This is a genomic window from Bacillus sp. A01H (assembly GCF_045277205.1).
In the GTDB taxonomy this organism is placed as follows: domain Bacteria; phylum Bacillota; class Bacilli; order Bacillales; family Bacillaceae_G; genus Bacillus_A; species Bacillus_A paranthracis.
On sequence record NZ_CP117702.1, the window covers coordinates 752,471 to 777,453 of the forward strand.

22 protein-coding genes are annotated in these 24,983 nt (G+C 36.8%); 15 read left to right on the plus strand and 7 right to left on the minus strand.

All coding sequences use genetic code 11. The features are described from left to right. Nucleotides 1-46: 46 nt before the first annotated feature. The 4 genes from PSR14_RS04005 (at nucleotide 47) to PSR14_RS04020 (ending at nucleotide 3,869) form a co-directional block, all read left to right on the plus strand. A complete protein-coding gene (locus PSR14_RS04005; protein WP_098487512.1) occupies nucleotides 47-1,294 on the plus strand; it encodes a cell wall-binding repeat-containing protein in 1,248 nt (415 codons plus the stop codon). Nucleotides 1,295-1,595: 301 nt separating this feature from the next. Next, nucleotides 1,596-3,047, plus strand: coding sequence for a SulP family inorganic anion transporter (locus PSR14_RS04010; protein ID WP_098487513.1), 1,452 nt, complete (start codon nucleotides 1,596-1,598; stop codon nucleotides 3,045-3,047). A gap of 65 nt (nucleotides 3,048-3,112) precedes the next feature. Continuing rightward, entirely contained in the window at nucleotides 3,113-3,535 is a 423-nt protein-coding gene (locus tag PSR14_RS04015) for a universal stress protein (protein ID WP_048558052.1), read from the plus strand. Nucleotides 3,536-3,743: 208 nt separating this feature from the next. Next, nucleotides 3,744-3,869, plus strand: a complete 126-nt coding sequence (locus tag PSR14_RS04020; protein ID WP_000738299.1) for a DUF4027 family protein — start codon at nucleotides 3,744-3,746, stop codon at nucleotides 3,867-3,869. A gap of 104 nt (nucleotides 3,870-3,973) precedes the next feature. Here PSR14_RS04020 and opp4A read toward each other — a convergent pair whose 3' ends face one another. From opp4A to glpT, 6 genes are all read right to left on the minus strand, one after another. Further along, complete coding sequence (gene opp4A / locus PSR14_RS04025; protein ID WP_098487514.1) at nucleotides 3,974-5,755, minus strand: oligopeptide ABC transporter substrate-binding protein; 1,782 nt, start codon at nucleotides 5,753-5,755, stop codon at nucleotides 3,974-3,976. 14 nt (nucleotides 5,756-5,769) lie between these two features. Next, nucleotides 5,770-6,675 carry an ABC transporter permease gene (locus PSR14_RS04030; protein ID WP_000880731.1) on the minus strand — a complete coding sequence of 302 codons (906 nt, stop codon included), beginning with the start codon at nucleotides 6,673-6,675 and terminating at the stop codon, nucleotides 5,770-5,772. An 18-nt stretch (nucleotides 6,676-6,693) separates the two neighbouring features. After that, nucleotides 6,694-7,662, minus strand: coding sequence for an oligopeptide ABC transporter permease (gene opp4B / locus PSR14_RS04035; RefSeq protein WP_000265446.1), 969 nt, complete (start codon nucleotides 7,660-7,662; stop codon nucleotides 6,694-6,696). 14 nt (nucleotides 7,663-7,676) lie between these two features. Further along, on the minus strand, nucleotides 7,677-8,603 hold the full coding sequence (locus tag PSR14_RS04040; RefSeq protein ID WP_001196380.1) for an ABC transporter ATP-binding protein: 927 nt from the start codon (nucleotides 8,601-8,603) through the stop codon (nucleotides 7,677-7,679). Then, nucleotides 8,590-9,609, minus strand: a complete 1,020-nt coding sequence (locus PSR14_RS04045) for an ABC transporter ATP-binding protein (RefSeq protein ID WP_074544143.1) — start codon at nucleotides 9,607-9,609, stop codon at nucleotides 8,590-8,592. The genes PSR14_RS04040 and PSR14_RS04045 overlap by 14 nt, the downstream gene beginning before the upstream one ends. 283 nt (nucleotides 9,610-9,892) lie before the next feature. Next, the gene (glpT, locus tag PSR14_RS04050; RefSeq protein ID WP_000466370.1) at nucleotides 9,893-11,242 is read right to left on the minus strand and encodes a glycerol-3-phosphate transporter; all 1,350 of its coding nucleotides are present in this window, start codon (nucleotides 11,240-11,242) and stop codon (nucleotides 9,893-9,895) included. Between the two features lie 271 nt (nucleotides 11,243-11,513). On the opposite strand from glpT, the gene PSR14_RS04055 reads away from it, so the two are divergent. From PSR14_RS04055 to PSR14_RS04105, 11 genes are all read left to right on the plus strand, one after another. Next, nucleotides 11,514-11,972 carry a MarR family winged helix-turn-helix transcriptional regulator gene (locus PSR14_RS04055; protein WP_001132356.1) on the plus strand — a complete coding sequence of 153 codons (459 nt, stop codon included), beginning with the start codon at nucleotides 11,514-11,516 and terminating at the stop codon, nucleotides 11,970-11,972. Between the two features lie 19 nt (nucleotides 11,973-11,991). Then, nucleotides 11,992-13,605 (plus strand): MDR family MFS transporter, encoded by a 1,614-nt coding sequence (locus tag PSR14_RS04060; protein ID WP_000437635.1) that lies wholly within the window; start codon nucleotides 11,992-11,994, stop codon nucleotides 13,603-13,605. 137 nt (nucleotides 13,606-13,742) lie between these two features. Beyond that, nucleotides 13,743-14,714, plus strand: a complete 972-nt coding sequence (gene rbsR / locus PSR14_RS04065) for a ribose operon transcriptional repressor RbsR (protein ID WP_000104037.1) — start codon at nucleotides 13,743-13,745, stop codon at nucleotides 14,712-14,714. A 13-nt stretch (nucleotides 14,715-14,727) separates the two neighbouring features. Then, nucleotides 14,728-15,624: a ribokinase gene (rbsK, locus tag PSR14_RS04070; RefSeq protein WP_046198898.1), complete on the plus strand. Its 897-nt coding sequence runs from the start codon at nucleotides 14,728-14,730 to the stop codon at nucleotides 15,622-15,624. Then, the gene (rbsD, locus tag PSR14_RS04075; RefSeq protein ID WP_000716155.1) at nucleotides 15,621-16,016 is read left to right on the plus strand and encodes a D-ribose pyranase; all 396 of its coding nucleotides are present in this window, start codon (nucleotides 15,621-15,623) and stop codon (nucleotides 16,014-16,016) included. Before rbsK ends, rbsD begins: the two co-directional genes overlap by 4 nt. Nucleotides 16,017-16,034: 18 nt before the next feature. Then, the gene (gene rbsA / locus PSR14_RS04080; protein WP_001217681.1) at nucleotides 16,035-17,519 is read left to right on the plus strand and encodes a ribose ABC transporter ATP-binding protein RbsA; all 1,485 of its coding nucleotides are present in this window, start codon (nucleotides 16,035-16,037) and stop codon (nucleotides 17,517-17,519) included. 2 nt (nucleotides 17,520-17,521) lie between these two features. Beyond that, nucleotides 17,522-18,457, plus strand: coding sequence for an ABC transporter permease subunit (locus PSR14_RS04085; RefSeq protein ID WP_001074633.1), 936 nt, complete (start codon nucleotides 17,522-17,524; stop codon nucleotides 18,455-18,457). Between the two features lie 14 nt (nucleotides 18,458-18,471). Further along, the gene (gene rbsB, locus PSR14_RS04090; RefSeq protein ID WP_000758976.1) at nucleotides 18,472-19,398 is read left to right on the plus strand and encodes a ribose ABC transporter substrate-binding protein RbsB; all 927 of its coding nucleotides are present in this window, start codon (nucleotides 18,472-18,474) and stop codon (nucleotides 19,396-19,398) included. 34 nt (nucleotides 19,399-19,432) lie between these two features. After that, nucleotides 19,433-20,080 carry a fructose-6-phosphate aldolase gene (gene fsa / locus PSR14_RS04095; protein ID WP_000667664.1) on the plus strand — a complete coding sequence of 216 codons (648 nt, stop codon included), beginning with the start codon at nucleotides 19,433-19,435 and terminating at the stop codon, nucleotides 20,078-20,080. A gap of 476 nt (nucleotides 20,081-20,556) precedes the next feature. Continuing rightward, on the plus strand, nucleotides 20,557-22,956 hold the full coding sequence (gene inhA2 / locus PSR14_RS04100; RefSeq protein WP_098487515.1) for a M6 family metalloprotease immune inhibitor InhA2: 2,400 nt from the start codon (nucleotides 20,557-20,559) through the stop codon (nucleotides 22,954-22,956). A gap of 319 nt (nucleotides 22,957-23,275) precedes the next feature. Further along, entirely contained in the window at nucleotides 23,276-23,617 is a 342-nt protein-coding gene (locus PSR14_RS04105; RefSeq protein WP_098487516.1) for a hypothetical protein, read from the plus strand. A gap of 36 nt (nucleotides 23,618-23,653) precedes the next feature. On the opposite strand, the gene PSR14_RS04110 is transcribed toward PSR14_RS04105, so the two are convergent. Next, the gene (locus PSR14_RS04110; RefSeq protein WP_098487517.1) at nucleotides 23,654-24,826 is read right to left on the minus strand and encodes an MFS transporter; all 1,173 of its coding nucleotides are present in this window, start codon (nucleotides 24,824-24,826) and stop codon (nucleotides 23,654-23,656) included. Between the last annotated feature and the right edge of the window lie 157 nt (nucleotides 24,827-24,983).

Consider the following 24,983-nt stretch of genomic DNA (forward strand, 5'->3'; position numbering starts at 1 on the left):
TAGGTAATCATATTGGCTCGAAAATGATTTATACGGAGGCGGTATAGTGAAAAAGATGACCCGAGTTTTTGGGATAACAATAATTACAGCAGTTGGTCTTGCGGCATGTGGACAAACAAATACAGATCATAAAAATCATGAATCTAAAGAAGAGAAGAAAACAGAGCAGAAGGAAATGAAAATGAATCAGGAGGTAACTGCGCCGAAAGAAATGAATCAGGGTGCATCAAATGATTTATTAACGACAAGTTTAAAAAATGTAACGAGATTAAACACAAATGATCCTCTTCAAATGGCAGTATTAACTTCGCAGACGATATGGCCAGCAACACATAAAGAGAATCAGCCAGGCGCTGTTATTTTAGTACCAGTAAAAGACTGGCAATTAGGTATTGCAAGTGCAGACCTTATTCATCATCCGAATAACGGACCGATTCTATTTATAGAAAAAGAAAAGGTACCCGAAATGACATTAAAAGAAATAAAACGATTAAATCCGCTCGGAACGAAAGATGGAACACAAATTATGGTGATGGGGGATGTCGATGCATCTATCCTTGAGCAATTAAAAGAGTATAAAGTAAAGCAAATAAAAGAAACGGATCCAGCTACATTTGCAAAAGATGTTGATAAAGAGTATGCGGATATAACAGGTAGTTATCCGAATAGTGTTATTATCGGCTCATCCGAAGAGGAAGGGCGTTTATATACAACACCAGCTGTAAACTGGATTTCTCATATGCCAGAACCACTACTTTATACAGAAAAGAATAAAGTGCCAGAAGCGACGATAGAGGCATTAAAGATGCGAAAAGATAAAGCAAATATATATGTACTAGGACCAGAAAAAATCATTTCAAAAGAAGTAGAAAAAGAGTTAAGCAAATACGGGAAAGTAACGCGTATTAGTGGAGAGACTCCAGTAGAGAATTCTATTGCATTTGCAAAGTTTAAAGATGAAAAAGCAAAATTTGGATGGGGGTTCACAAAACCAGGTCACGGTGTATCATTTGTTTCAAGCAAAACACCAGACTTAGCAGTTGCAGGAGCACCATTTTCACATATGGGTAAACATGCCCCCGTTATCTTATTAGAGGAAGGAAAAGCTTCACAACCAGTGTATGATTTCCTTGCTACTATTCAACCGAAGTTTAAAGATGACCCAACACTTGGCCCGTACAATCATGGATTCTTATTAGGGAATACTGAAAATATTTCATTTGAAACGCAAGGAATACTAGATGAGAGGTTAGAATTTGTTCAGGAAAGTGGTCAAGGGCACGGTGGACATTAATGAAATGAGAGAAGACGCTATGAAGGTAGCGTCTTTTTTAGGAAACTTTTACATAGCGCAAAATCCTCTACTCGTTATATAATAGCCTTCGTGCAGTCGGCTAGATTTTCTTATGGAGAAAATCGAATGATAAAGTGAAACTTTAATCAGTGGTTGTTCATCTCCCAATGATTATTAGCCTTCACCAATCGAGCTTTTATGGGCAGTTGATCCCCACCTCACTTCTTTGTTGTCGCTGAATTTTGAGGTAGGGTCTTACTGCCCGGCAAATAGCGGGGTAAAAGAGTAGAGGAGTGGTATTTTGTTTCAGACGATAAAAAATGATTGGTTCTCCAACGTGAAAGGGGATGTGCTATCAGGAATAGTTGTTGCTTTAGCGTTAATCCCTGAAGCAATTGCTTTCTCTGTTATTGCAGGCGTGGATCCGACCGTTGGGTTGTACGCAGCCTTTTGTATTGCCGTTACCATTTCATTTGTTGGTGGACGAACTGGAATGATTTCAGCTGCAACAGGTGCAATGGCATTGTTAATGGTAACGCTTGTTAAAGATCATGGTTTGCAATATTTATTTGCTACAACAATATTAACAGGTATTGTCCAAATTATTTTTGGCGTGTTCAAACTGAGCTCATTTATGAAGTTTGTTCCGAAATCTGTTATGAGTGGTTTTTTAAATTCACTTGGAATTTTAGTTTTTACAGCACAATTGCCACATTTTAAAAATGCAACTTGGCAAATGTACGCGCTTGTCGCATTAGGACTTGTAATTATATATGTATTTCCACGTATTACGACGGCTGTCCCATCGACACTTATTTCCATTATTATTGTGACAAGTATTGCAATTATGAGCGGATTACAGTTAAAAACAGTAGGGGATATGGGAAGTTTGCCGAAAGAATTACCGTTCTTTAGTATTCCAGACGTGCCTTTTACACTTGAGACATTAGGGATTATTTTACCGTACGCAGTTATGCTTGCAATTATCGGTTTACTAGAGTCTTTATTAACAGCTTCAGTTTTAGATGATATGACGCATACGGAAAGTAATAAACATAAAGAAGCACGTGGGCAAGGTATTGCAAACATTGTTGCTGGTTTCTTCGGAGGAATGGCAGGATGTGCAATGATTGGACAATCTGTTATTAATATTAAATCAGGTGGACGCGGTCGTTTATCGACGTTTGTAGCGGGCGGATTTTTAATCGTATTACTATTCGTTTTAGGGGACTATGTTGTTCATATTCCGATGGCAGCTTTAGTTGCAGTTATGATTATGGTTTCAATCGGAACATTTGATTGGAACTCTGTAACAACGATTCATAAAGTACCAAAAGGGAATGCATTTGTTATGATCGTAACAGTTGTGGTTGTCTTAATTACACATAATTTAGCATTAGGTGTAATTATCGGAACAGTAATTAGTGCGGTTTTATTTGCATTCAATATGGCAAAGATTCACGTGAAACATTTATATATTGAAAATAAGAAAATATACGAAATTCACGGTCAACTTTTCTTTGCGTCTACGGCAGACTTTATAAATGCTTTTTCATTTGATGAAGATGTAAAAGAAATTGAGATGAATTTTACTCATGCACATGTATGGGATGATTCAGCAGTGGCATCAATTGATAAAGTTATCATGAAGTATGAACAAAGTGGCGTGAAAGTAAGTATAACGGGATTAAATGAACGTAGTGCAAAACTTGTTAAAAATTTAGCTACTTATAATAAAAGAATTGCTAGTTAGAAGCCTCCTTTTTAGGAGGCTTTACTATATAATATGAGTAGGATAACGAAAAGGGGATTCAGCATATGTACAAACAAATTATATTAGCATGTGACGGTTCTGAACATGCACTTCGAGCAGCGGAACATGCAACATATATTGCGAAATGTAGTGAAGAAGCAAATGTTGAAGTTGTGTACGTAGTAGATAATAGAACAGCAAAATCAGATATTATACAAGGTCAAACGGATTTAGAAACAATATCGGCTAGTCGAAAAGATAAATTGAAAGAGATTGAAGGGTTATTAAAGAAAGAGAACATTTCTTATAAAATTACGATATTACATGGCGATCCAGGAGATACGATTGTTCAATATGTGAATACAGGAGATATAGATCTTGTTATTGCTGGGAGTAGAGGGCTAAATACACTGCAAGAAATGGTGCTTGGTAGTGTCAGTCATAAAATAGCAAAGCGTGTGAAATGTCCGGTGATGATTATTAAATAAATTGAGTGAAATATTTTGTAGTGTAAGCAAGACCTTGATATAATTCGAGGTCTTTTTTGACGTATAAAAGGGGCGAGTGTGGACATAATAGATACATAAGTTTTAGAAAATATTAACTTACAAATTTGTAAGTTTTTTGTCAGAAAAATCGATGTTATGAAAATTATTCCATTGGTAAAATAAAAATAACGAAGGGGAGATAGGGAGGATGAAAAAGATGAAAGCACTTCAAAATTTATCATATAGCCAAGGTGTCGGTCTTATTTGTTTAGGGGGATTTGCTGCATCTGTTACATTAGCTGTTGTAATAAAGATGATTCATCAAATCTTTTAATTTTAGAGTGGGGAAGGAATTGGTTGTTATTAATAGCACTAAAAAGGTTGTAAATAAAAAATAGCTCCTGGCATGTATATAGATGCTAGGAGCTATTTTTATGATTATTTTTCTACTTCTGGCTTCTCACTTGTTACAGTAACGTCTTTCCAATGTGAAGTTATTTGATTCACTTCAGCATTGACATCAAAATCTTTTACGCGCTTATTAACACCTGTTAAATCAAATGTGTAATGAATTGGAATCATCGGTGCTTCGTCATGAATTAATTTTTGCCATTTATCGTATACTTCTTTACGATATTTTTCATCAGTAGCTTTTTCTGATAATCCAGCATCTAATAACTTCGTATTTTCATCATTTACCCAGCGCTGATAGTTAAAACCAGCATTTTTACCCCATAGACCAGAAAGGTCAGGATCAGAACCAGTGTTCCAAGCACCAGAGAAAATATCAACTTTCGGATCATCTTTTTTAATCATTTCACGCATAGCATTAAATTCATGTAAGCGTCCATCAACAAGTTCTACTTTTAAGCCGATATCCTTCCAAGATTGAATATAGAATTTAGCCAGTGGTTCACTTGTTTCACTACCGTTACTAGCTAGGAAGTTAATTTTAAATTCATTACCTTTTGGATCTTCACGGAATCCATCACCATTTTTATCTTTATAGCCAGCTTCATCTAATAGTTTTTTCGCTTTATCTACATCTAAGTTATATGAACCAACATCATTATTATGGTACTTTGGCATAGATGGTGGAATTGGAGAGTTAGCTGGAACGCGAAGGCCGTGATATACTTTCTCTGCCAATTTTTCTCTATCAATTGCATGTGCCATCGCTTGACGTAAACGAACGTCTTTGAATTTATCTTTATCCATTACAGCTTCGTTCTTTGCTTTGTCCATATGTCCAAATTTAAATCCGATATAAGTGTAAGCAAGGTCAGTTTTACCAATTAGTTGTGTATTTTTTAATTTACTTACGTTCGGATATTGATCAGCAGTAATTGCTGCAATATCAATATCACCTTTTTTCAGAGATGCACTAACAATAGATGGATTTACAACTTTTAACGTTACATTTTTTAACTTTGGTTTACCAGCCCAATAATCATCGAAGCGCTCATACTCAACTGATTCACCAGGAACGATTTTCTTCACTTTAAATGGTCCGAATCCAATTGGATTTTGACGGATCTTATCAGATTCAGCTAGTTTTTCAATTGGTACATCGCCTAAATATTTTTTAGGTGTAGGATATGTCCAAATACCAGTTTTCAGTGAAGGGTTTACTTCTTTATAAGTAATAGAAATTGTTTTTGGATCGACTACTTTAATACCAGAAATTTTGTCAGCTTTTCCAGCGTGATATTCTTCCATACCTTCAATCATTTGCATTTGTGTATCGTAACGAATACCTGTATATTTGCTATTCCCAATAATTAAGTAAGAATATTCTAAATCCTCAGCTGTTAAAGGGTTACCATCGTGCCATTTTACATTATCTTTAATCTTAATTGTAATTGTTTTTTTATCTTCAGAAATTGTATAAGTTGCAGCACCATCATTTGTAATTTCCCAGTTTTTATCTGTAGCTAATAATTGTTCATCAAAGAAATCCATAATTTCTGAATCTGGAGCAACTTCATACAATACCCTACTTAAAACACCAGCGAAAGGTGAATTTGAAACGAGTCCATAAGTTAATGATCCGTCTTTAATTTCTTTACCATCATTTTTTACAGCAGCACTAAATTTATTTGTTTCTACTTTTTTCGTATTTGCTTTTTTGCTACCGCTATCAGCACCCCCACATGCAGATAGTAATAATGTTGAAGCAGCAAGTGTACTTAATACTTTGTACAATTTTGGTTTGTTCATAACTTCTCCACCCCTTAACCTTTTCTTTGTCTCGCATCAGCCGCACGCTTTAACGCTTGACCAATAAAATTTATACACAGCATCAACACTAAAATCATGATTGATGCGGGTAACCAAATCCACCATTTTTCTTGCAATACATCTGGGTTTGTTGCATAACTTACAAGTGTACCAAGACTTGGTGTACTTTCTGGTAGACCAAATCCTAAGTAAGTCAAACTAGATTCAATCCCGATGTTACCAGCAAGATTTAATGTAATATTTACGATAATAATAGAACTTAAATTAGGTAATATTTGCTGGAAGATAATCTTCCAATTTGGTGTTCCTAACGTTTTAGATGCAGATACGTAATCAAGTTCTTTCTCAGTTAATACTTTAGAGCGTATAAGTCTTGCTTTTCCGACCCATAAGAAAGCGGTCATTATGAGAATAAATGTAGTAATATTGAAAGTTGGAACGAGTGAGATAAATACGATAACAATCATTAAGAATGGTAAAATCATCATAAAGTCGATAAAACGCATGATGATGTTATCGACAACTCCTCCAAAATAGCCAGCAATTAGTCCCATTGTAAGACCGATAAGAGTTGATAAAAGAGTGATGGCTAAACCAACTGTAAAGGAATTACGTGTACCAATAATTAATTGTCCGAAAATATCACGGCCTCCATAATCAGTTCCTAGCCAATGTTCAGCAGAAGGAGGATCATAAATGGCGAACAGATCGACTCGAACGATATCTTCTTGTTTCATAATAAATGAAGTTGCGTAAACGGCTATTAATATTAAAGCTAAAAAGAATAGGGAAAACATTGCTAGTTTATCTTTACGAAATTCGCGCCACATAATGGAGAAACCAGAAGGGCTCTTTTCGTAATGAATGACTTCAGTTTGTTTTTCAGGATTTGCTAACATAACGTTTCTTCACCTCCATTAATCAATACGAATACGTGGATCAACGATGCTTAGAATAATATCGGAAAGAAGAGTCCCGAGTAGCGTTGCGAATCCAGTAAATAATACAAGAGCAGTTACGACACTGAAATCACGTTGAGTAATAGATTGGAAAAATAGTTGTCCAATTCCTGGGTAGCCGAAAATATTTTCTAGAATAATAGAGCCACCAACTAAACCTGTAATTTCATATCCTAAAAATGCTGCAATTGGTAAAAATGAATTTCGTAAAATATGTCTGGAATATACTTTAGATTCTGGTACACCTTTTGCTCTTACTGTGCGTACAAAATCTTTATGTTTCGTATCAATAATTTCACTTCGTAAATATTGTACAGTTCCTACAGTGCCAATTAATGCCCCAGATAAAGCTGGTAAAATCATATGATTTAATTTACTTAAATAGTAATCAAATGATCCGGCTGCCACTTGTGGATCAACGCTACCACTTGTAGGGAAGATCGGGTATAAAAAGCCGAATAAGAATAACATTACTAATCCGAAAATAAATAGGGGTGTACCAAATCCTAAAAAGTTATAGAGTGTAATGAGTCGATCAGCCCACGTATCATTCCAACGCCCACTTATAACGCCAAGTGGAATGGCGATTAAATAAGTAAGAATAAGAATTAGAAGAGCTAACAGCACTGTATTACCAAGGCGTTCCCCAATAATATCTGTTACTTGTATTTTATGTGCGTAAGAAATACCGAAATCTCCTTGTACGGCGTTTGAAATCCACCTTACATATTGTGTGGGAATAGGATCATTTAACCCAAGTTTCTCACGTTGTTCTTCAATTACTTTTGGATCGGCTTTTGGGTTTGCTAGTTCAGCGCCACTTAATGCATCACCTGGCATTGCTTTAGCAAGTGTAAAGACGAGTACGCTTAATACGAATAATTGCGGTATCATAACTAAAATCCGGCGTAATATAAATTTCCACATGTTTTATCACTCCCTTATGGTAATGCCACCCGGTGAGTTGGCGAGATTGGTTTTAAATCGTAAGCACGTCCATTTTCATTGAAATAATTTTCGTATGATTTTTCGTACTCAGTGCTTACTTCACGACGCAATTTACGCTGTTGTTCGCGGTTTTCCGGACGAATATCAGGAATAGCTGATATTAGGCGCTTCGTATAGATGTGCTGTGGGTTATTATAAATTTCAGCACTAGTTGCTTCTTCCACAATGCGTCCGCGATACATAACACCGATACGGTCACACATATGGCGAATTACACCTAAATCATGACTAATAAATAAGTATGTTAGTCCGAGTTCAGATTGTAAATCTTGTAAGAAGTTTAAAACTTGCGCTTGTACTGACACATCAAGTGCAGATACAGGTTCATCTGCGATAATAAGCTTCGGCTTTAGTGTAAGTGCGCGTGCAATACCAATCCGCTGTCTTTGTCCACCGGAAAATTCATGTGGGTATTTATAAATAGACTCTGGATTTAAGCCAACTTTATCAAGATAATCTTGAACAGCTCTACGCTCTTCATCAGGTGAGAGTTTCTCAAAATTCCGAAGTGGTTCAGCGATAATATCCATAACACGTTTCTTCGGGTTTAAGGATGAATAAGGATCTTGAAAAATCATCTGAATATCTTTTCGCTGTTCTCTTAGTTCTGAGCGACTTAATTTTGTTAAATCTCTATTATTAAAATGAATGCTACCGCCTGTTGCTTTTGTTAAGTGCATAATTGCTTTGCCAGTTGTTGATTTGCCGCTCCCAGATTCCCCAACGATTCCGTACGTTTCGCCAGGTTGTAGTTCGAAGCTTACGCCATCAACAGCACGAACGTAATCTAATGTACGACCGAAAACACCACCTTTAATTGGAAAGTGTACTTTTAAATCTTCTACTTTAAGCAGTGCCATGAGTTACGTCATCTCCTTTCTTATCTTGGAAGTTAAAATGTTTGTAGCAAGTACAACGCACCCAGTGGTCTGGTTTTACTTCATGTAAAATTGGATTTTCCTCGTGCTGATCAGGTCTAATCCATGGAATTCGAGCTTGGAAGCGGCAACCTGTGCGAGGCATCTTCGCTAACGAAGGAACCACCCCTTGAATTACATGCAATTTTTCTTTTTCAGCATACGCAGATGGAATGGAGTTTAATAGAGAACGAGTATATGGGTGAAGAGGGTTGTTAAAAATCTCTTCAACTTTTCCTGTTTCTACAACTTGTCCAGCGTACATAACGACGATACGATCGGCTGTTTCTGCGACAACACTTAAATCGTGAGTAATTAAAATAATGCCCATTTTCGTTTGTTCTTGAATAGATTTTAGTAAGTCTAAAATTTGTGCTTGGATGGTTACGTCAAGAGCCGTTGTTGGCTCATCTGCAATAATAAGTGCTGGGTTACAAGCAATTGCAATTGCGATAACAATTCTTTGTCTCATTCCGCCAGATAATTCGTGTGGGTATTGTTTATATGTAAGTTCTGGTTTTGGAATACCAACTTGATGAAGTAGTTCTAAGGTGCGTTCTTTCTTTCCAACTTTTGAAAGGCTTGTGTGGTAGTCTAAATTTTCTTCGATTTGTTTTCCAACTGTCATAAGAGGATCGAGTGCTGTAAGAGGTTCTTGGAAAATCATACCGATGTTTGATCCGCGTACTTTATTCATCTCTGCGGCTGACATCGTTAGTAAATCCTTATCTCTATAGTTAAGCTGCCCTTGTAATTTTGTATTTGCTTCATTATGCAGTCGCATAATGGAAAGGGCAAGTGCACTTTTTCCGCAACCTGATTCACCAACTATCGCGACAATTTCATTTTCATGGACAGTTAACGAAACATCATCAACTGCGGCATGATATTGATCTTGTATGCGAAAGGAAGTCTGTAAGTTTTCAATGCGAAGAAGTGGATTCTTCATGGCTATCCCTCCATCTTTCTGAAAAGACTAAATATTTTGTATGTTGTTGTTATTTTAATATAAATTGACAATGTTTGACAAGCATAAGTTGAGAAAATATTCAAAAATCTTTTTATATAGAGATTGGATGCATGTATATAAGTAGTTGAAGCGCTTTGAAAACGCTAACATGTATAAGAGAGGGAAATAAATCTTTTGTAAGAAAAAAGTATTATATGTAGAAAAAAGAGAGACGTTCTGGAAAGAACAGTCTCTCTTTTTTTGATAAGAATAATATTAGTGCTTAAGCTTGCTTTTGTTTTGGAGATCCTGTCTTTAAAGTAAGAGCAAGGAAGAACATTGCAAGTACACAAGATACAAGTAATAAGATGAATCCGCCATCCCATCCGAATGCATCGACGATAAAGCCCATAGCGGCACTAGCGAAAGCTGCTCCGCCTAAGTAACCGAAGAAGCCAGTTAATCCAGCTGCAGTTCCAGCCGCTTTCTTTGGTGCTAAGTCAAGAGCGTGTAGACCAATTAACATAACAGGTCCGTAAATTAAAAATCCAATTGCAACAAGTGCGATACTATCAACCATTGGGTTACCAGGAGGGTTTAGCCAGTACACAAGAACGGCGATAAATACACCAACCATAAATAAAATACCAGCAGGTGCACGGCGTCCTTTAAATAGTTTATCACTCATCCAGCCGCAAAGAAGTGTACCTGGAATACCAGCCCATTCATATAGAGCATAGGCTGTACGTGAACTACTATGAGTAAAGCTTTTTTCTTCTACTAAATAAGTAGGAGCCCAGTCTACAACACCGTAACGTACGAAATAAACAAAAACGTTCGCAATAGCGATGTACCATAAAAATTTATTGTTTAATACGTATTTAAATAAAATTTCTTTTACCGAAAGTTCGCGTTCGCGATCTTGTACTTTCTCATCTGGTGGATATTCTCCAGTATGTTCTTCAATAGAAGGTAATCCGCAAGATTGAGGTGTATCTCTCATCGTAATTAATACATAAATACCAACTAAAATTGAAAGAATACCTGGGAAGTAAAATATACTCTTCCAGTCATTTGCAAAGAAATATAGGCCTAATGTTACAAGAGAAGGCATAAGTGCGCCGCCGACATTATGAGCGACGTTCCAAATAGACATTTTTGTACCACGTTCACTAATAGAGAACCAGTGAACCATCGTACGCCCACAAGGAGGCCATCCCATACCTTGCACCCATCCGTTTAAAAATTGAAGTACAAACATAAGTATAATGCTCGTTGTAATGAAAGAAAATGAGCCGAAAATAATATTAATGATACCTGATAAAAATAGCCCAGCTGCTAAAAAGTAGCGAGGATTACAACGATCGGATACGATACCCATAAGAAATTTACTTAATCCGTAAGCGATAGAAACTGCTGAAAGGATAACCCCAAGTTCCCCTTTACTAAAGCCTTGTTCAATTAAGTATGGCATTGCTAGTGAAAAGTTTTTTCGAACAAAGTAATAACCTGCATAGCCGATGAAGATACCTAAAAATACTTGTAAACGTAGTTTACGGTATTCACTATCAACGCGGTCAGCTGGTAAGCGTTCCGCGTGGGGCGCAGGTTTAAAAAATTGTGTAAAAAACATAAAATGAAAATCCTCCCCAAATTAATTCGAAGTGTCGTAAGTCAGAGAGAATATAAAAAGGCCATGAAATATAAAAAAGTTTCCTTTTTTATGATTCATAGCCGTGTACTCCGATTCTCCGTGACTGTCAATATTAACTTCGTCGAAAATTATACAACTTTGTGACAAAAATGTAAACGTTTTTATAAATAAAAACGTTGACGGATTTTATTCGTCGGATTAATATTTAAATACATTAAATATTTTATTGTTTAAATAAGAGGTGGATAACATGCCAAATGATATGATGCATATCGATAAAATTCAAGCTCTTGCCTTTTCAATTGGAAAGAAAATGCAGACGGAGTTATTAGAACAAATGCAAGCAACAGGACTTACACCACCGCAGTTTTATATTTTAAAGATTTTAGATCATTATGGAGCTTCAAGGGCGACAAAATTAGCAAAAAAGATGTATGTAAAGCCTAGTGCAATTACAGTGATGATCGATCGCTTAATTGACCAAGAGCTTGTAGAGCGTTATCACGACAAAGAGGACCGTCGTGTTGTCGTCATTGAGTTAACCAAAAAGGGGAAAGCTAGAGTAGAAGAGGCAATGACCGCTCGTAATGAGCACATTGCAAAATATTTCTCACATTTAGAATTACAAGAAAGAGAAGATTTGTTACGCCTCTTTGAGAAGTTAGAAACAATTATTTGCGGGACACAAGAGAAAAAAGAGAATAACTAAGAGGAATTGAGGAGATTACATGGAGCAACAAGAAAATATAAATAGAAAGTTGTTGTTAATCGGTTTAATCATTGCGATGCTATTTGCTGCCTTAGATGGAACAATCGTTGGTACAGCAATGCCGCGTATCGTCGGTGAACTAGGCGGATTAAGCTTAATGACGTGGTTAACAACAGCTTATATGTTAACATCAACGACAGTTGTACCAATCGCAGGTAAATTAGCGGATTTACTTGGCCGTCGTAACGTATATATAACAGGGCTAGTTATCTTTATGGTTGGCTCAGCATTATGTGGTATGGCAAATGGTATGACAGAATTAATTATTTTCCGTGGTATTCAAGGTCTTGGTGGCGGTATTATGATGCCAATGGCTATGATTATTATCGGAGATATGTTCACGGGGAAAGAACGTGCGAAATGGCAAGGTATTTTTGGTGCGTTATACGGTCTTGCTTCTGTAATTGGACCGCAAGTGGGTGGTTGGATTGTAGATGCAGTGAACTGGAGATGGGTATTCTACATTAACTTGCCAGTTGGTATTTTAGCAACAATCTTTATTGCAATGGGATTAAAATCACATAAACAAACAGGACCAATTAAAATTGATATCGCTGGGATCTTTACGATGATTCTCGGTGTTGTCAGTTTATTACTTGCATTAACGTTTGGTGGAAAAGATTACGCATGGGATTCTTGGCAAATTATCGGGTTATTTGCATTAGCTTTAATTGGTATCGTTAGCTTTGTTATCGTTGAAACGAAAGCGGAAGAACCCATTTTACCGATGCATTTCTTTAAAAATCGTACATTTACATTACTAAATGCGATTGGATTCTTTATGAGTATTGGAATGTTCGGTGCGATTATGTTCGTACCATTCTTCATGCAAGGAATTGTAGGAGTAAGTGCTGCTGAATCAGGAACAATTATGACGCCAATGATGATTACAATGATTGTGATGAGTATTATTGGCGGGCAACTTGTATTAAAAGTTGGTGTAAAACCACAAATTATTACAGGAATGCTTATAATGGCTGGAGGGTTCTGGTTATTAACAACGATGGATATGCACACAACTAAATTGACTGCTACTTCTTATATGATGGTTATCGGTTTAGGAATGGGTCTTGTAATGCCGACATTAACATTAGCGTTACAAGAAAGCTTCCCGAAAAAAGATCTTGGTGTCGTAACATCATCAAGTCAGTTCTTCCGTCAAATCGGTGGAACATTTGGTATTACAATTTTAGGATCAATCATGAATAACACTTCAGGTACAACGTTAACAAAAAATTTAGTACCTGTATTAGATACATTCCCAAAAGAAGCGGGACAAATGGTAACGAAATTTAAAGATATGATTCATACAGATCCGCAAGGCTTATATTCAATGTTATTTAGTCCAGAGGCATTAAAACAAATGCCAGAAGCATTCGCTAATAGCATTGTACCAATTTTGAAAAACTCTTTAGTAGACTCACTTCATACTGTATTCTTAACAGGATTAGTATTTATCGTAGTAGGCGCTATCTTTACGATTTTCTTACAGAAGATTAAACTGTCAGATCGTAAAAAAGATGCTGAAGAGCCAGCTACAGAGGAAAAAGAACAAACTGTATCCTATTCGTAATGAAAAAGCATCGCCTTATGGCGGTGCTTTTTTGAGTATAACCTTAAAAGCTTTTTCGTGAGAAATGATTGACGTATTTCTAGAAATACGTTATATTATTTTCTGTAAACGGTTACATGAAATGGAGAGGAAAGAAAATGAGTACGATTAAAGACGTTGCAAAATTAGCGGGAGTATCTGTTGCGACCGTTTCCAGAGTGTTAAATAAAAATGGATATGTTCATGAAGATACTTTAAAGAAAGTAGAACGAGCGATTGAGATGCTAGACTATAAGCCTAGTACAGTAGCGCGTTCACTGTATAATAAAAAATCTCGTTTAATTGGCTTAGTTGTTCCAAATATCGTGAATCCATTCTTTCCAGAAGTTGCACGTGCCGTAGAAGATGTAGCGCATAAGCAAGGGTATACAGTTGTACTTTGTAACTCTGATGAAAGTTTAGAGAAAGAAAAGCAATATATTGATGTACTTAGGCAAAATAATGTAGATGGATTTATTGTAGCGACAAATCCACAAAATAGTGTGAATTACATGAACTTGTCAGTACCAGTCGTTGCAATTGACCGTATGTTTAATGAGCGTATACCTGCTGTGTATGCAGATAACTATGCGGGAAGTCAGGCAGCGACAAAGTTATTAATAGATAAAGGCTGTAAACATATTGCACATATTCGTGGACCGCGTGACGTAAGCACAGCAAATGAACGTTTTGAAGGCTTTGTAGACGTTATTACGCAAAATAATCTTTCTTATATGATTGCAGAGAGTACATTTGATCCAGCTAATAGTGAGCGTGTAGCGGTGGAACTATTAGAAGAATACCCGCATATTGATGGAATTGTTGCTGGGAATGATTTAATTGCAATAGGTATCGTAAAGGCTGCGCTTCAAAAGGGGATTTCTATTCCGGATGATTTACAAATTATCGGATTCGATGGAATTTCTTTAACAGAGATGATGTATCCATCTATTACAACTGTTGCACAGCCAATTTATGAAATGGGGAAAGTTGCAACAGAACTGTTGTTAGAGCAGATGGAAGGAAACGTATTAGAAGAGAAACATTATCGTTTACCGATTGAAATTATAGAACGAAATACAACGAAGTAAGGAGATGAAATAGATGCCAAATATTGCAGTAGTAGGTAGTATTTCAATGGACTTAGTGGCCGTTTCAAAAAAACGTCCGAAAGCAGGGGAAACAGTAATTGGTGAAGCATTTCATACAATTCCAGGAGGGAAAGGAGCTAACCAGGCGGTTGCTGCAGCTAGATTAGGCGCAAATGTAGCGATGGTTGGAGCGGTAGGAGACGATAATTATGGAACTGTAGTTAGAAAAAATTTAGAGAACGAACGCGTTTTTATCGACTATGTGGTACCGGTTACAGATGCGGCGACAGGAATTGCTCATATCGTTTTAGCAGAAGAGGATAACAGTATTGTTGTCGTGCAAGGAGCGAATGCTCTTGTCAATGAGTCGGTTGTAAATCGTTCAAAAGATCTTCTTATAAAAGCTGATATGGTTGTGCTTCAACTAGAGATTCCGCTTGAAACAGTAAAATATGTATTAGCTATTTGTGAGGAACACAAAATCCCGGTTATGTTAAACCCAGCGCCAGCACAAGTGTTATCAGAAGATATTTTAGAAAAGGCAACTTATATTACGCCAAATGAACATGAGTGTCGCATCGTATTAGATGATTTCACATCACCAATTGAAGAGTTACTGGCTAAATATCCAAACAAACTATTGATGACAGAAGGTTCTAACGGTGTACGTTTCCATAATGGTACGGAGATTGTACATGTTCCTAGCATTGCTGTTGATGTAGTAGATACGACTGGAGCTGGTGATACATTTAATGGTGCATTAGCAGTTGCGCTTTCTGAAGGAGAAATACTTCAAAAAGCAATTCGTTTTGCGAATATTGCTGGTGGTCTTTCTGTAACGAAACTTGGGGCGCAAGGCGGTATGCCAACGAGAGATAGAGTACGTGAAGTGCAGGTGATTGTCGGATGAAGAAGCACGGCGTATTAAATAGTGAGATTGCATCAATCCTTGCTTCACTTGGGCATACGGATACGATTGTAATTGCTGATTGCGGTTTACCAATTCCTGACGGAGTAAAAAGAATTGATTTAGCTGTTGAAATAGGAAAACCTAGCTTTTTAGATGTATTGCAAGTGGTAGCTGATGATATGGCAATTGAAAAAGTGACGTTAGCAGAAGAGGTTATTAACAATAATGCGGAAATAAATAAAGAGATTGAGCTGAAATTAGTAGAGCCAGCGTTTGAATATGTATCTCATGAACAATTTAAGGAGCATACAAAGAAAGCGAAGGCCATTATTCGTACAGGCGAGGCTACGCCTTATGCCAATGTAATTTTACATGCAGGCGTGATTTTTTAATAAAGGGAAGTGATGGGAATGCGTATTGAAATGAAAAATATTTCAAAGGCGTTCAATGGAAATCCTGTTTTGAAGAATGCACAATTTATGATTGAAACAGGAGAAGTCCATGCATTGATGGGGGAAAATGGAGCGGGTAAATCAACGCTCATGAAGATTTTAACAGGTGTATACAAAAGAGATGGTGGAACGATCACGATTGATGGACAAGAACGAACTTTTAAAAATGCGAAAGAAGCTGAAGAGTACGGTATTGCATTTATACATCAAGAATTGAACATATTACCGAATTTAACAGTAGCTGAAAATATGTTTCTCGGTAAAGAGTTAATGTATGGGAAGACAGGTATTTTACGTACGCGCCAAATGAACGCGATTGCGCAGCAGCAACTAGCAGAGTTAGGATTACATGTAAAAGGAGCTATGTTGGCAGGAGAGTTATCGGTTGGACAACAGCAAATTATCGAAATTGCGAAAGCACTAATGACAAATGCAAGCGTTATTATTATGGATGAGCCTACTGCGGCACTGACGGATCGTGAAATCGAAACGCTCTTTACAGTAATCAATAAGTTACGTAAAGAAGGTGTTTCATTCGTGTACATTTCGCATCGTATGGAAGAGATTTTCTCAATATGTGATGCTATTACGATTTTGCGTGATGGAGAATACGTGGGAAAGAGATTAATTCCAGAAACATCATTTGATGAAGTAGTGAGTATGATGGTGGGGCGCAGCATTGGTGAACGTTACCCAGAACGAAATAGTCAAATTGGCGATGTGATTTTTGAGATGCGTAATGGAACGAAAAAAGGGAAGTTTGAAAATGTATCGTTTCAGGTGAGAAAAGGTGAAATCCTTGGTGTTGCTGGTTTGATGGGAGCTGGCCGTACAGATATTATGAAAGCGATATTTGGATACGAACCTTTAGATTCTGGCCAAATTTTTATAAATGGACAAGAAGTAAAGATTGATAGTCCGATAGATGCGATTAGACAAAGAATCGCTTTCATTACAGAGGATAGAAAATCTGAAGGATTAGTGTTAGATTTCTCAATTCGGGAAAATTTGGCTTTAACGAATTTAGAAAGTCTTTCAAAGGGGAGTGTCGTAAGTAACGAACTAGAACAACAGTTTACGGCGGACATGATGAAGCTTCTTAATGTGAAAGCATCTAGTGGAGAGCAAGCGGTAAAATCTCTTTCTGGTGGAAATCAGCAAAAGGTTGTAATTGCAAAATGGCTAGGTATCCACCCGCAGTTACTCATTTTAGATGAGCCAACAAGGGGTGTTGATGTTGGAGCAAAAAAAGAAATTTACTCTATTATGAATAAGCTTACCGAAGAAGGAGATGCCGTTATTATGGTATCATCTGAGCTTCCAGAAGTTTTAGGGATGAGTGATCGCGTTCTTGTTATTCATGAAGGAAAAGTCGGCGGCATTTTAGAGAAAGATGAGGCATCACAAGAGTCTATTATGGCACTAGCTACAGGGGGAGAGTAAGGATGGCTAAGAAGGGGAATGTATTACAACAACTTGGGTCTTTAATTGGACTAGCGCTAATTATTGTAGTAATTACGGCTTTAAATCCAGCGTTTATTGAAATTCCAAATTTATTTAATATACTGCGTCAAGTATCGATTAATGCGCTTATTGCATTCGGAATGACCTTTGTAATTTTAACAGGGGGTATTGACTTATCGGTAGGTTCTATTTTAGCATTATCAAGTGCACTTGTTGCTGGAATGATGGCAAGTGGCATGGACCCGTTCCTTGCGATGGCAGTTGGATTATTAGCTGGTCTTGTAATGGGAATTGTAAACGGTATCATCATAGCGAAGGGAAAAGTAGCTCCATTTATTGCGACTTTAGCAACAATGACTATTTTTCGCGGGTTGACGCTTGTTTATATGGACGGACGTCCGATCACTGGTCTTGGTGATCATTTAATGTTCCAAATGTTTGGCCGCGGTTATTTTCTTGGTATTCCAGTACCAGCTGTTACAATGATGATCGCTTTCGCAGTGCTGTACTTCATTTTGAAGAAAACGACATTTGGTCGCCGTACATTTGCAATTGGTGGAAATGAAGAAGCAGCAGCATTATCAGGTATTAATGTTACGAGAATTAAAGTAATGATTTACGGTCTTTCCGGAATTTTGGCAGCGCTTGCAGGTATTGTCTTAACATCACGACTAGATTCTGCACAGCCGACTGCAGGTACTTCTTACGAATTAGATGCAATTGCAGCAGTTGTATTAGGTGGAACTAGTCTTTCTGGGGGAAGAGGATGGATTGTTGGTACATTCATCGGTGTACTTATTATCGGTGTACTAAATAACGGTTTAAATTTATTAGGTGTATCTTCTTTCTTCCAACAAGTTGTAAAAGGACTTGTAATCTTACTAGCTGTATTAATTGATCGCCGAAAAGAAGCGTAATGGAGGGACAGTTCATGAAGAAATGGTTACTTATACTCGTTGCATGTATTATGGTCATTACTGCTGGTTGTTCAATGGAACCACCAGAATGGGCAAAGGATTCTAGCGATAAAGGTCGAAATAAAACTATTAAAGTTGGATTCTCTGTTTCAACTTTAAATAATCCCTTCTTTGTAACTTTGAAAAAAGGTGCAGAAAAGAAAGCGAAAGATAGTGGCATCGAATTGATTGCTGTTGATGCACAAAATGATGCAGCAAAGCAAACAAATGATGTTGAAGATTTAATTCAAAAAGGTGTCGATGTAGTTGTTATTAATCCAACTGATTCAGATGCTGTTGCTTCAGCAGTAAGTGCAGCAAATGCAGCGAATGTTCCTGTTATTACAGTAGACCGCGTTGCAAATTCAGGTAAAGTTGTTTCTCACATTGCCTCTAATAACATTGAAGGTGGTCAAATGGCTAGTGATTACATTCGTGAATTAGTTGGCGAAGGAGCAAACGTTGCTGAATTAGAAGGAATCCCTGGATCTTCTGCTGCTCGTGAGCGTGGGAAAGGATTCCATAACGTAGCGGATAAATCTTTAAAAGTAGTTGCTAAACAAGCGGCTGATTTTGATAGAGCAAAAGGATTATCTGTTATGGAAAACATTTTGCAAGCGAATAGCGACATTAAAGCGGTGTTTGCCCATAACGACGAAATGGCATTAGGGGCACTTGAAGCATTGAAGTCTGCTGGAAAAACAGATGTAGTCGTTGTTGGATTTGATGCAACAGAAGATGCTGTGAAAGCGGTTAACGATGGGCGTATGGCTGCAACAGTCGCTCAAAAACCGGAATTAATCGGAGAGAAGGCGATGCAAACAGCAAAAGAGATCACGCAAGGTAAAAAAGTGGACAAATCTATTCCGATTGAATTAGAGCTTATTAAGAAAAATAAATAAATATAAAATGAAAATTAGGAAGGAAGAATAACAAATGAAATTCTTTATTGATACAGCAAACATTAACGAAATTAAAGAGGCAAATGCATTAGGCGTATTAGCTGGAGTAACGACAAATCCATCACTTGTAGCAAAAGAAGGCGTAGACTTCCACGAGCGCATTCGTGAAATTTGCAGCGTTGTAGAAGGACCTGTAAGTGCAGAAGTAATTAGCTTAGAAGCAGATAAAATGATCGAAGAAGGAAAAGAGTTAGCGAAAATTGCTCCAAACGTTGTTGTAAAAGTTCCAATGACAACAGAAGGTTTAAAAGCAGTAAAAGCGTTCTCTGACTTAGGAATTCGTACAAACGTTACATTAGTGTTCTCAGCAGTTCAAGCATTACTTGCAGCTCGTGCTGGTGCAACATACGTTTCACCATTCTTAGGTCGCTTAGACGATATCGGTCATAACGGTATGGACTTAATTCGCCAAATCGCAGAAATCTTTGCAATTCATGGCATCGAAACAGAAATTATCGCAGCATCTGTACGTCACAGTGTTCACGTAACTGACGCAGCATTAAACGGTGCACATATTGCAACAATCCCAGCAAACGTAATTGCTTCATTAGTGAAGCATCCATTAACAGATCAAGGAATTGAGAAATTCTTAGCTGATTGGGAAAAAACACAAGAGAAATAATAGAAAATCAAGAATCCTAGTTTAATTGACTAGGATTCTTTTTTTATTTAAAAGAATTTTCATGCAATTTTGCATATTGTCTTTTAAATTTGTTATATAAACTATTTAATATATACAAATCACTCTTTATTTTTCATATTTTGATATAGACAGATAGAGAGTCTGACCAGAAAACTGGAGGGCATGATTCTATAACAGAAAGCTTAATGTTTATAGAATTATGCCTTTTTATCCCGCATTAACGGTCAGTAAGACTCCCACCTCAAAATTCAGCTGGGGCAAAGAAGTTAGGTGGGGAATCAACTGCCCGTAAATGCCCGATTGGTTCAACTAATAATCAGTGGGGATGAACAAACTCCCCACTGATTAAAGTTTCACTTTATATAGGGAGGGCAGAAAGTAGAGCTTTTGATTTAAATGCACTTATTTATCCCACTTTATCTGAATTTTAAGTTTTATAAAAGGAGAGAAATGAAATGAGAAGAAAAGCGCCATTTAAAGTGTTATCGTCATTAGCAATTGCGGCAATTATCGGATGCACATCTGTAATGAGTGCCCCATTAGTATACGCAGAAACACCAGCAAAAGAGAAGGAAAATGTGTCTACAACACCAATTGATTACAATTTAATTCAAGAAGATCGTCTAGCGGAAGCGCTGAAAGAAAGAGGAGAAATTAGTCCAGCATCTTCTAAAGAAGAGACGAAAAAGGCTGTAGAGAAATATATTGAAAAGAAACAAGGGGACCAGGCAAATAAAGAAATTCTTCCAGCTGATACTGCTAAAGAGGCATCTGATTTCGTGAAAAAAATAAAAGAGAAAAAAATGGAAGAAAAGGAAAAGGTAAAGAAACCTGAAAAAAACGTTAGCCCTGAGCAAAAGCCTGAACCAAATAAAAAACAATTGAATGGGCAAGTTCCAACATCTAAAGCAAAGCAAGCGCCGTATAAGGGATCTGTTCGAACGGATAAGGTATTAGTGTTACTTGTTGAATTTAGTGATTATAAACATAATAATATTGATCAAACACCAGGGTATATGTATTCGAATGACTTTAGTAGAGAGCATTATCAAAAGATGTTATTTGGTAATGAACCATATACGTTATTTGATGGTTCGAAAGTAAAAACATTTAAACAATATTACGAAGAGCAGTCTGGCGGTAGTTATACGACAGATGGATATGTAACGGAGTGGCTAACAGTTCCAGGAAAAGCATCTGATTATGGAGCTGATGGTAGCAGTGGTCATGATAACAAAGGTCCAAAAGGCGCACGTGATTTAGTGAAAGAAGCTTTACATGCAGCTGCTGAGAAAGGATTAGATTTATCTCAGTTTGATCAGTTTGATAGATATGATACAAACGGGGATGGGAATCAAAATGAACCTGACGGTGTAATTGATCATTTAATGGTAATCCATGCTGGTGTTGGTCAAGAAGCTGGTGGAGGTAAATTAGGTGATGATGCCATTTGGTCACATCGTTCAAAATTAGCAATAGATCCAGTAGCAATTGAAGGGACAAAATCAAAGGTAGATTACTTTGGTGGCAAAGTAGCAGCACATGATTACACAATTGAACCAGAAGATGGAGCAGTAGGTGTATTTGCGCATGAATTTGGACATGATCTTGGCTTACCAGATGAATATGATACGAAATATACTGGAACTGGTTCACCTGTCGAAGCTTGGTCATTAATGAGTGGAGGTAGTTGGACAGGGAAAATTGCAGGAACAGAGCCAACTAGTTTTTCACCACAAAATAAAGATTTCTTACAAAAGAATATGGGGGGCAACTGGGCAAAAATTTTAGAAGTAGATTACGATAAAATTAAGAGTGGGGTAGGAGTTCCTACATATATTGATCAAAGTGTTACGAAATCAAATCGTCCAGGTGTTGTACGTGTTAACTTACCAGGCAAAAGTGTTGAAACAATTAAACCGGAGTTTGGAAAGCATGCATATTATAGTACAAGAGGCGATGATATGCATACAACATTAGAAACACCGTTCTTTGATTTAACAAAAGGAACAAATGCAAAGTTTGATTATAAAGCAAATTATGAGTTAGAAGCAGAGTGCGATTTTGTTGAAGTGCATGCAGTAACAGAAGATGGAACGAAAACATTAATTGATAGACTTGGAGAAAAAGTAGTCCAAGGAGATAAAGATACAACAGATGGGAAATGGATTGATAAGTCATACGATTTAAGTCAATTTAAAGGGAAAAAGGTAAAACTGCAATTCGATTATATTACAGATCCAGCAGTAACGTATAAAGGTTTCGCGATGGATAATGTAAATGTAACAGTTGATGGACAAGTAGTGTTTTCTGATGATGCAGAAGGAACATCAAAAATGCGGTTAAATGGATTCGTTGTTTCTGATGGAACAGAGAAAAAAGCTCATTATTACTACTTAGAGTGGAGAAACTATGCGGGATCAGATAATGGATTAAAAGCCGGAAAAGGTCCAGTGTATAATACAGGTCTTGTCGTTTGGTATGCAGATGATAGCTTTAAAGATAACTGGGTTGGGGTGCATCCAGGTGAAGGGTTCCTTGGTGTTGTAGATTCGCATCCAGAGGCACTTGTTGGCAATTTAAACGGAAAACCAACTTACGGTAATACAGGTATGCAAATTGCAGACGCAGCATTTTCATTTGATCAAACACCAGCATGGAGTGTAAATTCATTAACACGTGGACAGTTTAACTATTCTGGATTACAAGGCGTTACAACTTTTGATGATTCAAAAGTATATAGTAACAACCAAATTGCAGACGCAGGAAGAAAAGTTCCGAATCTTGGACTTAAATTCCAAGTTGTTGGACAGGCAGATGATAAATCAGCAGGCGCTGTTTGGATTAAACGTTAATAACAGAAAAGCACATTCTTCATATGAAGAATGTGCTTTTGAATTTGTACAGTAAGTTATTATTTTAGCTTATGTAATACAAGTGTCTGTTTATATGTAGTGTATCAAATTATGTAGGGAAAGGAAATATTTCCGAGGAAATTGTCGAAGTATCGTTGGTATTGATACACTTTTTTTGTAAAAGAAGAACTGTAGTATTGCCATTACAGTTTAATTTATTTACATTGTTACTTGGCTATACACAAAAGTAATATATTCGGCAATAAAAGAGCGCTACTTGGATAGTGCTCTTTTTTATGAATAGAAAGGAGTGAGTAAAATGAAAGAAGTAATTGAATGTCCACAGTGTGAAGGGAATATTACTGCGCAACATATTGTGGATCTCCCGCATCCTTTTTCATTCAGGTGTCCACATTGTAAAGTGAGGCTAAAAGAAATGAGGATCACACCGTGCTTAATATTAGCAGCAATTTGTATAATCCCACTGTTTATTATAATTGGAGAGAGTATTAAGGAATTATTAGTAAAGTATTTTTCTATTATAGACGATGTACCAACTGTACTTATTTTCTTCTTGTTTTGTTATCCATTGTATTATCTCTATGAAAAATATAATGCCATATTGTTTATTAAATACGGCTTCTTGAAAGTTAAAAGTTGAATAGAAGTTTATCATTAAAAAAAGACAATGATGGAATTATCCTATCATTGTCTTTTTTACTTTGTCTCTGCCTTTTACTTTGCTTCTTACATAAATCATTCCGGCAAATGTTAATAAGAATGCAGTTCCGATAACAAAGCTGACGCTAGGGGATGCCCCGATTGCTCCAACTGTAAAGGATCCAGCAACAACGCCTAATGAGAAGAAAGCATAAAACAATCCGAACGCTTTTCCGCGTTTATCATCTGTCGTATTTTCAACAAGTAATGCGTTTATCGATGGGAAAAGGATAGCGAATCCAATGCCATAAATCATCATAACGAGAAAGAGCATGCCTTTTGTTGCGAATAATCCAAGTAAAGATAATGCTAATGCCATTACTGCAATACCAATTAACATTAGTTTTGAACGATTAAATCGATCGTAAATACGATTTGTTGGCAGTAAGAAGAAGAGGATAGCGGTAATGCCGAATACACTTAACATCATGCCTGTTGTAGATGCTTTAAGGGCTAATGCTTCAACCTTTACTGGTAACATATAAGTGACAATTCCTTGTGAAAACATGAGTGTGAAAGCACCAATATATGCCTGTAATAACGGTTCTGATTTCAATAGTTCAAACATATCTTCTTTGTTCATCATTTGTGTTCTTGAAGTATCTTTTCTTGATACGTTATTTGGTAAGAAGAAGAGAGATACAATTGTACCAAGAACCATTAAAATAGAAATGGTAATGAACACCCACTCTATACCGGCAGTTGCTTTCATAATTCCGCTAAAAGCAGGTCCTACAATTGCCGCTGTTCCAACAGCAGCACCAGACAGAGCCATTGCCTTACCTTGTCTTGCTGCATTTGTTTGTTTGGATAAAAACGTAAAGGCAGCAGGAATTAAAAATCCATCACTAAAGCCATGCATAAAGCGCACAACTAATAGTTGCTCACCACTTTGAACAACAGTGTATAACAAGACTATGAAACTCGTAAGTCCCATGCTTATATAAAGTATTTTTTTTGCACCAAATTTATCGACAGCAGCGCCAGCAATAATATTACCGATCATATTAGCGAATGAGTACATGCCGACAACTAGCCCAATAATAAGAGGGGATCCTCCAAGACTTTGAGCGAACGTACTCATAATAGGTAATTGTGAAAATGTATCTAGAAACGCTACGATAACAATAAAGTAAATAAAATATTTCAAGCGATATTCACCTCTCCTATGCTATTATGGCATAATGCTAATTTCAACCGCAATGAAATTGAATTAACAGATGTGGAAAAAAGTACAAAGTGACAAAATATTGAACGTTATTTGTTAAAAATCAGTGGAAATGAGATTGTTTTTTTGAAATATATGG